The organism is Chryseobacterium culicis (assembly GCF_002979755.1).
Classification (GTDB): Bacteria; Bacteroidota; Bacteroidia; order Flavobacteriales; family Weeksellaceae; genus Chryseobacterium; species Chryseobacterium culicis_A.
Genome location: NZ_PCPP01000001.1, coordinates 1,294,487 through 1,309,699, shown reverse-complemented (window position 1 = coordinate 1,309,699; position 15,213 = coordinate 1,294,487). Strand labels below are relative to the sequence as shown.

The 15,213-nt window shown below is 36.7% G+C and carries 14 protein-coding genes; 4 read left to right on the top strand and 10 right to left on the bottom strand.

Translation table 11 applies throughout. The features are described 5' to 3' along the window. Positions 1-25 precede the first annotated feature (25 nt). The 5 genes from CQ022_RS06050 to CQ022_RS06030 form a co-directional block, all read right to left on the bottom strand. Positions 26-478, bottom strand: coding sequence for a nuclear transport factor 2 family protein (locus CQ022_RS06050; RefSeq protein ID WP_105681880.1), 453 nt, complete (start codon positions 476-478; stop codon positions 26-28). After that, complete coding sequence (locus CQ022_RS06045) at positions 475-1,209, bottom strand: SDR family NAD(P)-dependent oxidoreductase (RefSeq protein ID WP_105681881.1); 735 nt, start codon at positions 1,207-1,209, stop codon at positions 475-477. The genes CQ022_RS06050 and CQ022_RS06045 overlap by 4 nt, the downstream gene beginning before the upstream one ends. A gap of 8 nt (positions 1,210-1,217) precedes the next feature. After that, on the bottom strand, positions 1,218-1,436 hold the full coding sequence (locus CQ022_RS06040) for a tautomerase family protein (protein ID WP_105681882.1): 219 nt from the start codon (positions 1,434-1,436) through the stop codon (positions 1,218-1,220). Between the two features lie 27 nt (positions 1,437-1,463). After that, the gene (locus tag CQ022_RS06035) at positions 1,464-1,997 is read right to left on the bottom strand and encodes a YceI family protein (RefSeq protein WP_105681883.1); all 534 of its coding nucleotides are present in this window, start codon (positions 1,995-1,997) and stop codon (positions 1,464-1,466) included. A gap of 107 nt (positions 1,998-2,104) precedes the next feature. Beyond that, on the bottom strand, positions 2,105-2,677 hold the full coding sequence (locus CQ022_RS06030; RefSeq protein WP_105681884.1) for a Crp/Fnr family transcriptional regulator: 573 nt from the start codon (positions 2,675-2,677) through the stop codon (positions 2,105-2,107). Positions 2,678-2,873: 196 nt separating this feature from the next. Here CQ022_RS06030 and CQ022_RS06025 point away from each other — a divergent pair, with 196 nt between their 5' ends. Continuing rightward, positions 2,874-3,812 carry an SPFH domain-containing protein gene (locus CQ022_RS06025; protein ID WP_105681885.1) on the top strand — a complete coding sequence of 313 codons (939 nt, stop codon included), beginning with the start codon at positions 2,874-2,876 and terminating at the stop codon, positions 3,810-3,812. A gap of 127 nt (positions 3,813-3,939) precedes the next feature. On the opposite strand, the gene CQ022_RS23145 is transcribed toward CQ022_RS06025, so the two are convergent. Then, positions 3,940-4,554 (bottom strand): DUF4377 domain-containing protein, encoded by a 615-nt coding sequence (locus CQ022_RS23145; RefSeq protein WP_228421580.1) that lies wholly within the window; start codon positions 4,552-4,554, stop codon positions 3,940-3,942. Positions 4,555-4,690: 136 nt separating this feature from the next. Between CQ022_RS23145 and CQ022_RS06010 the strand changes: the two genes are divergently transcribed. The 3 genes from CQ022_RS06010 to CQ022_RS06000 all read left to right on the top strand — a co-directional run bounded on the left by CQ022_RS06010 (position 4,691) and on the right by CQ022_RS06000 (position 7,780). Then, on the top strand, positions 4,691-6,712 hold the full coding sequence (locus CQ022_RS06010; protein ID WP_105681886.1) for a hypothetical protein: 2,022 nt from the start codon (positions 4,691-4,693) through the stop codon (positions 6,710-6,712). Positions 6,713-6,831: 119 nt separating this feature from the next. After that, the gene (locus CQ022_RS06005) at positions 6,832-7,290 is read left to right on the top strand and encodes a lipocalin family protein (RefSeq protein ID WP_105681887.1); all 459 of its coding nucleotides are present in this window, start codon (positions 6,832-6,834) and stop codon (positions 7,288-7,290) included. A gap of 25 nt (positions 7,291-7,315) precedes the next feature. Continuing rightward, complete coding sequence (locus CQ022_RS06000; RefSeq protein WP_105681888.1) at positions 7,316-7,780, top strand: hypothetical protein; 465 nt, start codon at positions 7,316-7,318, stop codon at positions 7,778-7,780. A gap of 324 nt (positions 7,781-8,104) precedes the next feature. Here CQ022_RS06000 and CQ022_RS05995 read toward each other — a convergent pair whose 3' ends face one another. The 4 genes from CQ022_RS05995 to CQ022_RS05980 all read right to left on the bottom strand — a co-directional run bounded on the left by CQ022_RS05995 (position 8,105) and on the right by CQ022_RS05980 (position 15,025). Beyond that, positions 8,105-8,443, bottom strand: a complete 339-nt coding sequence (locus tag CQ022_RS05995) for a DUF962 domain-containing protein (RefSeq protein ID WP_105681889.1) — start codon at positions 8,441-8,443, stop codon at positions 8,105-8,107. A 154-nt stretch (positions 8,444-8,597) separates the two neighbouring features. Then, entirely contained in the window at positions 8,598-10,280 is a 1,683-nt protein-coding gene (locus CQ022_RS05990) for an APC family permease (protein ID WP_105681890.1), read from the bottom strand. Positions 10,281-10,384: 104 nt separating this feature from the next. Further along, on the bottom strand, positions 10,385-12,637 hold the full coding sequence (locus tag CQ022_RS05985; RefSeq protein ID WP_105681891.1) for a CocE/NonD family hydrolase: 2,253 nt from the start codon (positions 12,635-12,637) through the stop codon (positions 10,385-10,387). 147 nt (positions 12,638-12,784) lie between these two features. After that, positions 12,785-15,025 carry a CocE/NonD family hydrolase gene (locus tag CQ022_RS05980; RefSeq protein WP_105681892.1) on the bottom strand — a complete coding sequence of 747 codons (2,241 nt, stop codon included), beginning with the start codon at positions 15,023-15,025 and terminating at the stop codon, positions 12,785-12,787. Positions 15,026-15,213 lie beyond the last annotated feature (188 nt).

Below are 15,213 nucleotides of genomic sequence, written 5' to 3'. Positions count from 1 at the left end.
ACTCTTTTTTAGTTAAAAATTTGAATTAAAGGGGTACATTGGTTAATGTCTTGTTAACGATGAACCATTTTCCGTCTATATGATTGAAAGTTATGAAATTATAATAATTAAAATCATACATTCTGACCTGTAATTTTGCTACAGCAATCGAATTAATGACCTCAATAGAAAGAATTATTGCTTTAAAATCTTTTCCGGATTTCTGTGGGCTTACACGGTTTCCCACTCCTTCAATATATTTTTCTGCTGTTTTGAAATAGGGAACTCCATCAACATCTCCGAAAAGCAAAGCGCCTTTATAGAATGCTTTTTTAAGAAGTTCAGTATTCCCTTCATAAATTCCTTTGAAATAATAATTCTCTATGACATTTCTTATTTCGGTTTCTGGGGTTGGGTAGGTTTTCATATCCTTTACATTTTGTGCATGGCCGCTCAACGGAAAGCTGAGCAGCCATGCTATAATTAATGATAGTTTCATGATAAATGGTGTCCGGCTCCCATTCCTCCATCAACATTGATGATGGCACCGGAAATTAATTTGTTTTTGGCGATAGCATGAAGCATCTGAGCGACTTCTTCAGGCTCACCAATGCGGTTAATCAGATGTATTCCTGCATTGTTATCAAGACCTGCACCATGCATCGGTGTTCTGATCAAGCCCGGAGCGACCGTATTTACCCTGATATTCTCTTTCCCAAATTCCGCCGCCAGCTGTAAAGTAAGAGCATGAATAGCTCCTTTGCTTGAAATAGGCGCTGTAGAAGGAGATTCTGCAATTGCATGAGATACCAATGGCGTTCCCACATTGATAACCACTCCGTCTTTTTGCCTGATCATCTGAGGAATGACAGCCTGCGTTGTGAAGAACGTTCCTTTTAAATTGGTTGTTAAAAATCGGTCCAGATAATCTTCAGTGACTTCCAGAAAGGGCTTGTTCTCATAAATTCCGGCATTATTGATAAGAACATCAATTGAACCAAATCTTTCAAGGGCTGTTTTTACCAAGGCTTCTCCCGTTGCTTTCTCTGATACATTTCCGGCAACCATCGCCAGATTTTCTCCGGCTCCCAGTTCATGATAGGCTTCCTCTAATTTGGATGCTGTTTGCGAATTGATGATTACATTGTCACCTCTGTCCAGAAAATAACGTGCTGTTTCTAATCCTATTCCTGAAGAGGCTCCTGTTACAATTATGGTTTGCTTTTTCATTTTTACGCTTATTTTTTTACTGTTGAAAATCCTTGTTCTTTTAACACTGAAACCTGTTCTCCGGCATATCCCCAGTTATCATCTTCAATTTCGTTAATCACGATATGGGTTAAATGAGGATCCTTATTCAAAACCGAAGTGACTGCTTCACTGATTTTTCTGATTAATTGTTGTTTGGTTTCGCGGGTAAGATCTTCGCGAAGCACCTCTACTTTTATGAATGGCATAATGGTAATTTTTTAAGTTGAATAGAATTAATAAGCTTCTGCAACAAGATGAATATGTAAATCAAAATTGTTGTAGATCAAAGTGTCTCCAAGATTGGTGAAGAAATTGGAGGATCTGAATTTGATATTGAATTTCGTTCTGTCGACTATGATTTTGGTTTTTAAAACAGCCGTATCGTTTGTTGTTACAATATGCAGGCTGGTGTCGATAGGATGGGTAATCCCTTTTATGGTAAGATCTCCTTTTACATAATAAAGGTTTTCATCACCAGGTTCAGCGTGAGTGATTTCGAAGTAGGCTTCAGGAAACATTTCAGAATTAAAAAAATCATCAGAAGCCAGGTGATTGGCAAACTGCGTATTGGTTTCAGTATCTTCAATATCAAGAATCCTGATGGTGCGGGTATCAATGGCAAACTTGCCAGATACAGTTTTTCCTTCTCCGAATGTGAAGTTTCCTTCTTTTACACCAATCGTTCCGTTGTGAGCTCCGGTTACTTTTCTTCCGGTCCAGTTGATGGTACTGTTTCCGGCATTGACTTTAAAATTTTTTGTGTCCATTTTTATGGGGTTTAAATATTGACACAAAGTTCAGTCGATCAAAAGAAAAAGTTACGTGATGTACCTCACAAAATAGAGGAGGAGATCAATCATTGTAAAGATGTTAATTATTGGTGCAGTCTGCTCAAGGTTTCTCTGGTTACCCCAAGATAAGAAGCAATCAGATGCTTGGGAACCAGATTATACAATTGAGGATACATGGATAAAAGCTCCTGATACCGGAATTTGGCATCATTATTCATAAAAGAAAGCAGACGTTTCTGTGCGGCAACATATCCTTTGTTGGTTCTCCATCGGAAGAAATGTTCAACCTCGTGAATTTCATTGCAGATTTTCTCTCTGTCTTCATTGGAAATAGAGAGTATCGTTGCGTTGGTGATACAATCTACATTGATGGTAGCCCTTGTTTTGTTATAAAGTGCATCAAAATCGGTAACCCACCAGGTCGGCATAGCAAACTGGAGGATAAACATTTTCATGCTGTCATTAAGATAAAAAGCTTTTAAACAGCCTTCAAGCACAAAATATTCATGGTTTACAAAGTCACCCTCCAAGATCAGGCTTTGTCCTTTCTTTAAAGTAATCAGATTAAAATGGCCAAAAACATAATCCAGCTGCTCGTCTGTGAGCGTCGTAAATTTTGAAATGTGATCTTTTAATATTTCTTTAGAATTAACCATGATGGGGAATGAATATTCAAAAGTAAGTCTTTTTCAGAATAATTTTAATGTAAATAATGCTATACTTCCGATCTTTGATTTCTTGAAGATGATCCTCTAAGTCTTAAATTTATTTTTCATATATTTAAGCAAATACCAGTAAAAATGTTTTTAACAAAACAGAATTTATTGCGACACATTAGAAAAACTTAAAACTATGGGTATATATTTAGCGCCCGTTATTTTCTTCGGGCTTATCATTTTATTTGCTTCGTTTTTTGTTGTTAAACAGGAAACTGCAGCTATTATTGAACGTTTCGGAAAATTTCGGGGTGTAAAACATTCAGGGCTTCATCTTAAACTGCCCATCATAGATCAGATTGCGAAAAGACTGAATTTGAGAATTCAGCAGCTGGACGTAATGATTGATACGAAAACATTGGATAACGTTTTCATCAAAATGAAAATTTCTGTTCAGTACCAGGTGATCCGAAGTCAGGTAGGAGATGCTTATTATCGTTTGGAAAATCCGGAAAATCAAATTACTTCATTTGTATTCGATGTCGTGCGTGCTGAGGTTCCGAAACTGAAACTGGATGATGTTTTTGTAAGAAAAGACGATGTAGCAATTGCGGTGAAAAGTGAACTTCAGGAAGCGATGAACAGCTACGGATATGATATTATCAAAGCGTTGGTAACCGATATTGATCCTGATGAGCAGGTAAAACATGCCATGAACAGAATTAATGCGGCAGAAAGAGAAAAAACAGCTGCAGAATATGAATCAGAAGCACAGAGAATCCGAATTGTAGCCGTTGCAAAAGCAGAAGCAGAATCTAAAAAACTTCAGGGACAAGGGATTGCAGACCAAAGAAGAGAAATTGCAAAAGGACTTGAAGAGTCTGTAAGAATGCTGAATAATGTAGATATCAATTCTCATGAAGCATCAGCACTTATCGTGGTAACACAGCACTATGACACACTGCATTCGGTGGGAGCAAGTAACAGAAGTAGTCTTGTACTTCTTCCCAATTCGCCTACTGCAGCCAGCGGAATGCTGAATGATCTGGTTGTAGCCATGACAACCGCAAATACAGTAGGAGAGACTACCAAAGGAAAATATCCTGATCCCCCTCAAAAAGAAACCGGATTTTAAGATAGAAAGGAAGATGAATATATAATTGTTAACTTTTCCGGATTGACCAAAAGTAACTTCTGACTTCATTCTTCCAGCTTCCAACATAAAAAAAGTTCCTGAAATTTTCAGGAACTTTTTTTATTAATTATTTCTTCGTTTTAGAAACTTGCTCTACCAATGTGTATTTGATTGAAGAAGCGTCTGCCGGAGGGTTTTCGATTTTTTCTGTTTTTACTTTTAAAACATATTCGTAACCCGGTTCATAAGTAAATCCTTCAATACTGCTGTAGAAATTTGTCCAGTTTTCAGAAGCATTTTCTTTTACCTGCATGCATTTCATACGGCCTGCTCCTGCAGAACAGTCTACGGTTTGTGGCCCTACGATAATTGTCTTTTCATTGGCTGCCAGTTCTTTCTTTTTTGTTTTAGAAACCTGTTTTACCAATGTGTATTTTATGGAAGATCCATCAGCTGGCGGATTGGCAATTTTTTCTGTTTTTACTTTTAAAACATATTCATATCCCGGCTCATAAGTAAATCCTTCGATATTGCTGTAGAAATTGGTCCAGTTTGCGGAAGTGTTTTCTTTTACCTGCAAACATTTCATAGGAGCTACGCCTGTACAGTCTGCTGTCTGTGGTCCTACGATGAATGTTTTTTCATCACCTGCGGATGCATTGGCTGTGGTTGTACATTGCGTCATTGCAAATAATGCTAATACGGGTGCTGCTCCTTTTAGAATTGTTGCTATACTTTTCATAAACTTGATTTTTTTCCCCATACCTCGCAATTACCATGCCGAAATTGTAGTACTTCTGCTATTGCTTTTTATTTTTTTAATCGTTTAATTTGAATTTCTTAAACACTAACCACAAAACATAATTCTTATAATAAATATGGAAAATCAAATGCAAGTTGAAAATTACAGGATTCAAAAACCTGAAATGTGGGCAGGAAATATCGGGGATGAGGAAATAAAAAACCGAATCAAAGACTCCGAATTTGCCAAGAGACAAATTGATGAAGGTCGTGATTACTGCTACTTTTTAGACAAAAAATACTATACAAGCAATAAAGAAAACAGTGAATATGTCTGCATGGCATATACCCTGAATGAGCCTGGAAACCTTGAAAGAGCCTCGGTTTCCGATGTCATTGTGGAAGAGAATGAAGTCTATCAGATTCACAGAATCAGCGTTTTGAGAGATGGCGTTTTGATTGATAAGATTCCGGATACGAAAATTAAAGTTCTTGACAGTGAAAATCAAAGTAGTGGAGGCGTTTTGAGTAGTAATAAAAAGATCAATATTACCATCAAAGATCTCAGACTGTATGATGTGCTGATTCTGGAAGATTCAAGAATTAAAGAATTCACAGCCCGTGATTTTCTAAGAAAGGAATTCTCAAAATACGTTTGGGTAAGTCCTGATAATTACTGGGCTTATGGCCGCTTTACATTCACTTTTATCAATGAACGTGAACAGACCATTGCTTATAAGAAGACCTTTTTCAGAGACGAGCAGGGCCATGTTCTTGAGCCGGAAACGAGCTTCCTGAAGAAAGGAGAACAGTTTGTCATTGAAGAACAGAATTATATCAATCCTGTAGATTCCGGGCGTGAAATTTTTCCTTATATAGATTTCGCTACAGACAGTAACTGGAAAGACCTTTCCAATTATATTGTACCGATCTATGAGGAGATTTTCAATGCATCTTCTTTACAAGATTTTGCTCCAAATCTGGTTGAAAAACTGGATGCTATAGCTGATCAGGATGAAAAACTGCAGTTTGCGATAGAATATGTCCAGAACCACATCTATTATATTTTCAATGCTGATGAAATGAATGGGCACAAGCCGCAGGAGCCGTCAGTAACCTATGAAAACAAACAGGGTGACTGTAAAGCGAAATCCGTTCTGTTAAAAGTAATCCTTGATTATATAGGAGTAGATGCATCCGTTGTACTGGTGAATTTTAATACCGATTATTATATTAAATATTATCTGCCATCATTGCTAAACTTTAACCACGTTGTCGTAAAAGTGAACTATAAAGGCGAAGAATATTTTATTGATGCTACTATCCGTGATGAATTCGGACTGATTGAAAACAGAGGATTTATGTATTTTATGCATTATCTGGAAGTGAAAAAAGATCAGGAACTGCAGGTAAGGAAATCTTATAAATTCCCTTACTTCTGTATTGATGAAAAAGTAGATCTGAATGCGCAGGGGAATACCGGAAAGTTCACTTTGTCAACTACTTACAAAGGAAGCAGAGCCAATGCAATGAGAAGGTATTTTAAAAGTACCAATAAAAGAGAAATTATAGACACCTGGAACAGTTTCCTTTTCTATGCGCTTAATTATTCAGGGGACAGAAATGGTACTGATGTCAGAAATGTATTCAAAGATGCTGCAATTGATGTGGTAAGCGATGATAAAAGGCTGAATGAAGTTAAGATTCAATATACAGCTGTTGTTGAGAATCCATATTTTGTAGATCCTCAGAAAAACCGTTTTCTGATGTACTTTGACCGAAATGTAGTGAAGGCAGGTGCAAGAGACTTTATGCACAAAGATTTACCATTCTGGCATAATTTCGACAGTGAGAAATATGAAATCAATCTGCACACAGATCAGAAAATTGATACGGAAGAAAAATATACCATTCAGGAAAGTACCATTGCAAATCCATATTTTGACTATAAAAGCCGTAAAAAAATACATAAAAATGGGGCAAGTGTATCTATAGAATACCATCCTCTGGTCAATCTTGAGATTCCGCAAAATGAGTTTGAACAGTTCAGAACTGACCATCATACTGTTGCAGACAGTAATTTCGGACTGGGAATTGATATCATTGAACCAGGGCTGATGAATATGCTGAAATTCAGCTTTAAGAAGAAATTTAAATAAAATACCGGTTTTAAATTCAACGTTTAGGATTTGTATTCAGCGGGCGGCTTCGCCGCCCGCTGAATACTTTTATTCTAAGGATATATTCGTTTAAAATCATACAATTATAAGATTAACCCATGCACAAGATATTTGTTCTTGCATTTTTTATGGCGGTTTCTCCATTGATGAAGGCGCAAAAATTAACCAAAGAAAATGTTACAGGATTCTGGAAACTGAAGGAAGCCGGATTTTATGAAGATAACAAGAAGGTGGTAAAACAATTTGATAACTGCCGTTTGATGAGGAATTATGCGATCCGAGAAGATGGTTTTGCCGTTTATAATTATGTGGAAGGAAAAACAGGTGACTGCAGTCCCTCAGAACCCAGACTTTCTTTTTGGAGGATTGTAGAAAACAGAATTCAGTTCTATGTAGATGACCAAAATATTCTTGAAGAGGTGGAAGTGACATTGAATAAAGATCATACAATAACTTTTTCAAGTTATATTCCTAAACGGACAAGTGTGAATGGAGATGCTCTTGCTGAAAAAATAGTAAATACGGTTCACTACGACATACTTGAAAAAAAATATTAATGGTAAACCCTAAACTTTTTGATGTATGAATTATGTAACGATAATCTATCTCCTGAATATTCTGCTATATGCTTTATATTTCTTTGGAAGAACCGGAAGTGAGGTGGCAATGTCCAGCCTGGATTATACCGTTTCCGGAATCCTGTCCCTTTTTCTGATCTTTGCGGGATACCTGAATGCAAAGCAGAAAATGATCTACAGAACTGTTCTGTGGGTGTTTTTTGTGAATGTATTTTTATTCATCTGTTCCGGTTTGTTTGATCAGTTTGGAAGCCATTTTAATATCCTTTCCAATGGCAATAGTGACAGTTTTTTCTTTACCTTGGCACTGCTTGTGTATAACGGATATCTTTTCTCTCTAACGGTTATTCTTGAGGGTTCAGGACTGGCATTGATATTCCCGGTAGTATTATCTTTCATTCTGCCTTCATTGGGATATCTGATAGGGAAGAAGCTTCATCCGGATAAACAAAATCCCACTGAATTATAGTCATTGCGAGCCGAAGGCGAAGCAATCTCAATAGAGAAATAGAATTTGGAATACTAAGTATAAGTTTTTTTGAACACGCAAAGGCGCTAAGATTTTTACAAACCAAGTGTATGTAAGACGCAAGTATTTTATCTTTGATAAAATTGGATACTGCATATTCTTAACCTCTCACTTCTAATGTGATCTTTGAGAAATTGATAATATTACTTGCTGAAAATCTGGGATTTTCTTGCGCCTTAAAATATGCGCAAAATATGAACTCTTGCGCCTTTGCGTTTTCCAACATTAAATAATTTTAAGTAAAAAACAAAAAAAAGTTTAAGGTTACTCCTGATTCTGAGGTTTATTATCAGGCATTATGAATTTCTGTTTACCAATCAGCAGTTCAAAAAAGAGCCTGAAATCTGAAATCAGAGACCATAAAGGATATTTAAAAGTAGCAGGTTTGTTTCTCTCAATCACAGCATGACTAAACCATGCAAAACCGTAGCCTACAATGGGAATATACCATAGAAACCTTTCTTTTCCGGAGCTTATGACATACCATATCACGAAAAATACGAGAAATGTTCCGATAAAGTGAAAAATACGGGTTCCTGTTTTACTGTGTTCCGTAAGATAAAACTGATAAAATGCTCTGTATGTTTTAATTCTTTCAGTCATGGCGGTCTAGTTTATTGATTCTATTGAAGTTAAAGCAATAATTCTGCCGATTTTGAAAGAGAATAAAAAAAGAAAAAGGCAAAATCGCAAATCAGTTTCTCCATCAGGTTTAACCTCTTTGCCATTTTGCCTTTTCGCAATTATGCTTGTTTATCTAGTTATTCTTTAATTCTTTTCCCAGTTTACTGTTTTTGTATCCGTAGCAGAAGTAAATCACCATACCAATCAGGAACCACATCCCGAACCAGAACCAGTTCTCATGGCTCATTCCTGTAAGAAGGTACAGACATGAACTTAATCCAATCAATGGAATTAATGATAAATTCTTTACAAAAGCCACAACACATAAGATCAGGTTAATGATGATAAAGAAGAAAATAGAAGCTCTGAATTCTCCTTCATTAGGATCTGACCAGTTCATCAGGTTGTCAAAAAACTCCGGTTGCCATTTGTAGAAAGCCAGCAAACCACCGATAAAAATAACAGGGAAGATGATTTTACCATTCACATAAGGAAGGTGAAATCTGCCTTTGATTTTTTCTTTAGCAGGAAGAAGAAGTACCCCGGCACACACCAATACAAATGCGAAAATAGTTCCGATACTTGTAAAATCAAGGATGAATGTTTTATCTGTAAATAGGATAGGAATTCCTACTACAACCCCGGTAACGATCGTTGCATAGGATGGTGTTTTATATTTAGGATGTACTTTTTGAAATCTTTGAGGCATCAATCCGTCACGGCTCATTGCGTACCAGATTCTTGGCTGTCCCATCTGGAATACCAATAATACAGTGGTAATGGCAACAATCGCTACAAAGGAAACAATAAGTTCCATCCAGGCTACATTAGCGTTTGTTTTTTCAAATATGAATGAAAGCGGGTCTCCCACACCATCGAATTTCTTGTAATCTACCATTCCTGTTAATACAAGCGTCAGTGCAATATAGATCACCGTACACAGTACAAGAGAGATGATCATTCCTTTTGGTAAGGTTTTCTGTGGATCTTTGGTCTCTTCAGAAAGTACACTCAAAGCATCAAATCCTATATAAGCGAAGAATACACCGGATACGGCACTCATTACTCCTGCAAAACCATTAGGCATGAAGGATGGTGTTCCTGTTGTAGGGCTTATTGGGGTCCAGTTTTCAGTGTTGACATAAGCACAGCCCACAAGAATTACCAGTATGATCACTGCCAGTTTTAAGATAACCAGAGAGTTGTTGAAGTTTTTACTTTCTTTTACTCCTACATAACAAAGCCATGTAATCAAACCATTGATAACCAATGCCGGAATATCTACAATGAACTTTAAGCTTCCAATCAGTGGAGCAGTATTCCATGCACTTAAAAGTTCTTTGTTTTCTGAACCATATTGAACAGCTTTTCTGGCTTCCGTATAACTACAGGTCAAATAATCAGGGATATGCATTCCGAGACGTCCTAAGAAGCTCGTGAAATAATCCGACCAGGAAAAGGCTACGTAAATATTTCCGAAAGAATATTCCATGATCAGGGCCCATCCAATTACCCAGGCAATCAGCTCTCCAAAGCTGGCATAGGCATAGGTATAGGCAGATCCTGCTGTAGGTATTCTGCTGGCAAATTCAGCATAGCATAAAGCTGTAAATCCACAGGCAAAGCCGCAAATCAAATATAGCAGGATTACACCGGGACCACCTCTGAAAACGGCTTCTCCTAAACTACTGAAACTTCCAGCTCCAATAATGGCCGCTATACCAAAAAATACAATGTCCCATACACCTAAGACCCTTAAAAGTCCCGTTGAAGTATCTGTATCTGAATAGATTTTTCTTCTAAAAAGTTGACTCATTCAATAACTATATTTGATTTGAAAAAAAGCAAATGTAATGATTTTTTATTTTGATGTTAACAGTTGTTAAGAACATTTGGGGAAAAATGCTCAAACAAAAGGCTTTAATCATTATAAACAGGGATTTCCACGTAGCTGTCGTTATACCATTTTATCTCCAGAGGTTCCCCGGAATCCTTTATCGTTTCATCACTTACATCTTTACCGGACCCATAATTGACCTGCCAGTTTTTACTTTTATTAACTCCTACCACTAATACCAGTTTGCTTCCCTTTTCTATTTTTTTGCTCATAAACAATGAATTTTTGATCGGGATCTCCTCCTTTTTGCCGGGTTTCAGAAGCTGGCGTTTGGAATTGTCTTTTGCAAAGCTGGCTCTTGTAAGATGTGTAGATAGTAAAAACGTCTTACCATCCGGTTGTACCTGATACAATGCAGTACTAGGGTCAAAATCTTTCTTATTAATGGAAACGTTGAATACCCCGGATAAATTTCCGCTTAGTATAATATCTCTGTCCAGAACTTCACTTTCAAAATGAACAGAATTGGTTACATATACACTGTCCTGTTTGCTTACTTTATGATAAAGATATTTAGGATTTCTGTCTTTAAAATCAATGTTCTGTTGGGTAAATTGCTCGGTTTGGGGTTTTTTAAAAACCGAAGATCCTTCTTTATGATTCTGAAGATAAAATTTAAGCGTAGACGAGTGCATTTTATCAAGACTGGGAACATGTTTCCAGGTATTGCTGCTCATAATCTGGAAATTGACTTTATCTTTTAGAAGTTCCGGTTTTTTGCCATCTTTCAGAATATAATCGAACCATGAAAAAGCAAGTTCATCAATACTTATCCTGGCTACAGGATCTATGAGGGTGCTCCCGGTACCATAGACATAGTTGTATCCATAACTTTGAGCTCCTGCGTGATCATAAGGCCCTATCACTAAATAATGGTTAGGGTTTTTGTTGTATTGGTGATGTTGTTTATAATAATACAATGCTCCGATCTGATCAGCATCATAATAGCCTGTAGTCGTTAAAACAGGAATGTTTATTTTAGCAAAATCCTTTTTATAAGGAACCATTTTTTGCCAGTATTTATCATAACCGGGATGATTCAGCCATCGTTGGAAAATTTTATTGGGCTTCCCGCTTATGGAATCCAGCGTTCTGAATGACTTGCCACTTTTATACCACGCTGTATTGATAGAATCCCATTTTGGATAATTAGTGAAGGTTGCTTCATCGGTCAGCTTATTATTGGTAACATAACGAATCCACTGCATCATATAGCTCATGAATACATTGTTTTGAGCAGGATAATCGATCCCGATTCCTACCGCTACCTGAGGGACGATTGTTTTTAAAGCCGGATGCAGTTTTTTTGCTGCTGCCCATTGGCTGAATCCTAAATAACTTCCGCCTATCATTCCTACTTTACCATTGCTCCAGGTTTGTTTGCTTACCCAGTCTATGACTTCGTAAAGATCCTGTGCTTCATCTTCAAATGGATTATTGGGGTCATTACTGTCTCTTTTTCCACGGGTATTAACCACGGCTCCTACATAATTGTAAACGGCTGCTCTTTTTCCCATCCCTGCATCTGCAAGTTCTCCGGCATATATATTATTGGTAAGAATAACGGGAAGAGGAGAGGTGTTTTCTTTTTTTCGTACAATAGTAATCGTGAGTTTCGTTCCGTTTTTTAAAGTAAGATTCTTGGTATCGATGATGAATTTTTCCTGCTCCTTTGCTTTAAATAGCAGCATAATCTGAGGCTTGATGCTGGAATAGGTCTTATAATTGACATAATTTTTACATAAAGCCAGTGCGGAAGCGTAATCTATACTATCCTTATCTTTTTGTTTGGCAAGGGCTGTTTTCAGAGATTTTTTATAATCCTTTACATCACCATCCAGAATGGTCCCTATTTTGGCAATCAGCGGATCGGATAAACTTTCATATTTTGTAGTAAAGGCTGTTTGAAGAGCATTGGGAAAAGAAATTTTTTTATCTTTTTCCATCAGTTTGGCCATGCCGTAGATTTCATAAGCGAGAGATTTGTTCCCTGCCATATTATGATCTGCATATTCTTTACGGTAATCAGTTAAGCTGGCAATAGAATTTTTGTAATCTTTTGCAGCAAGTTGTAAACGAAACAGGTTGTCTAAAAATGTAACGTTAGATTTCGGTTTATTTTTAGAAGACTGATGTTCGGTAATCACCTTGAGAGCCAGTTCCGGGATTTGTTTTTCCAGAATGACTGAATCTGTTGTTGCTGTTTTCGGAAAGTAAAACTTCTGGGCCTGCATTAGATTGGCAAAAACTAATGCTAAAAGTATCTTAAATTTCATTAATAGTGTATTTTGAGCGCTGATGAAAAAGCCTTACATTAAAATAAGGTCTTGATCATTGATTACTCAATTGGTTATTTTTTTTAGCTGACTAAAATAAGAATTTTTTCATATAAAGTCTGCTGAAATTTGCTCAGACAAAAGGCTTTAATCATTATAAACAGGGATTTCCACGTAGCTGTCATTGTACCATTTTATCTCCAGCGGTTCCCCGGAATCCTTTATCGTTTCATCACTTACATCTTTACCGGATCCATAATTGATCTGCCAGTTAGGATTTTTATTAACCCCGACTAATAGCAGGAGCTTGCTTCCTTTTTCTATCCTTTTGCTCATAAAATAGGAATTGCTGATAGGAATCTGTTCTGTTGTATTGGGCTCCAGAAGCTGTCGTTTTTCATTATTCTTTGCATAGCTGGCTCTCACGATATGAGTGGATAATAACGAAGATTTTCCATCCGGAGAAATCTGATACAGATAAGTATCCGTATCAAAATCTTTTTTATTGATGGAAACATTGAAAATCCCTGAAAGGTTTCCACTGATGATCATATCTTTATCCAATACTTCACTTTCAAAAGTGATAGAATTCGTTATTTTTATACTGTCTTTTTTGCTGACTTTGTAATAGGTGTCTTTCTGATCCCTGTTTTTAAAATCAACCGTTTGTTGAGTGAAATTCTGAGTCTCAGGTTTATTGAATACCGAAGATGTATTTTTTTTGTCCTGAAGATAAAATTTCAAAGAAGAAGTATGCATTTTATCAAGATCAGCTACATGCTTCCAGGTATTGGTATTCATCACCTGAAAATTGATTCTGTCTTTTAATATTTCCGGCTTTTTTCCGCCTTTTAGAATATAATCAAACCATGAAAAGGCAAGATCATCAATGCTTATTCTGGCTACCGGATCAATAGGATTGCCATTCACGTAAGTAAATCCGAAACTTTGTGCTCCTCCATGATTGTAAGGGCCAATGACAAGATAATGGTTTGCATTTTTATTGTACTGATGATGTTGCTTGAAATAATAGAGTGCCCCTATCTGATCATCATCATAATATCCTGTTGTCGTTAGAATAGGAATATTGATGTTAGAAAAATCCTCTTTGTAAGGAACCATTTTCTGCCAGTACTGATCATATCCCGGATGATCCAGCCATCGTTGGAATATTTTGCTTGGCTTACCGCTTATTGTATCTAAAGATCTGAATGATTTCCCGCTTTTGTACCATTTTGTATTGATAGAATCCCATTTTATGGCGTTGGCAAAATCCTTTTCATCGGTAAATTTGTTATTGGTTACATACTGTATCCATTGCAACATATAACTCATGAAGATATTATTCTGAGCCGGATAATCGATCCCGATTCCTACTGCAACCTGAGGCACAATGGTTTTTAATGCAGGATGCAGTTTTTTTACTGCTGCCCATTGGCTGAAGCCCAAATAACTTCCTCCAATCATTCCTACCTTTCCGTTGCTCCACGGTTGTTTGCTTACCCAATCGATCACTTCGTAAATGTCTTCAGATTCATGCTCAAAAGGATTGTTCACATTATTACTGTTTCTCTTACCTCGGGTATTAACAACAGCACCTACGTAATTATAAGTAGCAGCCCTCTTTCCAAAGAAATCATCAATGGGTCCAGCATAGATATTGCTAGTAAGAATAACAGGAAGCGGAGAGCTATTATCTTTTTTTCGAACAATGGTAATCGTTAAGGTATTTCCATTTTTTAATTTTAAATCTCTGGTTTCAGTAATAAATCTTTCTTTATTTTTTGAATCCAGCAGCTGCATCACCTGAGGTTTGATACCAGAATAGGTTTTATAACTCAGGTAGCTTTTGCATAATGCAAGAGCCGTTCTGTAATCAATGCTGTCTTTGTCTTTTTGTTTATCCAGTAGTTTGTTCAATTGTTTTCTGGATTCTCTTACATCTCCGTCAAGGGCAAGGATAAGTCTGGGAATCAGTTTTTCCGGAAGGCTTTCATATTTTTGATTGAATACTTTCTGGAGTGCACCGGAAAAAGAAGTGTTACTTTCTTTTTGGGTCATCTTAGCCATGCTGTACAGTTCGAATCCTATATATCTGTATCCTCCCATATTGTGATCGGCAAAAAGATTACGGTTTTCGGAAAGAGAAACTAACGAATTTTTATAATCCTGTGCCACCATCTGTAAACGGAAAAGATTGTCCATAAGATCCACTGTATTTTCCGGTTTGTATTTGGCAGATTGAAGTTGGGGAATCACTTGCTGAGCAAGTCCCGGCATCTGTTTTTCCAATATAACAGAGTCTGTGACAGCTGCCTTTGGAAAGTGAAATTTTTGCGCCTGCAGGAGGTTTACAAAAATTAATGCTAAAAGTATCTTAAATTTCATATATAGTTTGTTTATGGTATGTTTTTCGCTGCTGTTCAAAAAAGTATCCGGTCAAAATAGGTTTTTGATAACTATTTATTAAAATTGTTTACATTTTATCAGACGAAAGTAGTAATTTTTATCATTGTGCAGTGAGAAAATTTTCATTGTTATGGAATGAATATTAACAACCATTAACGCTGTTAAAA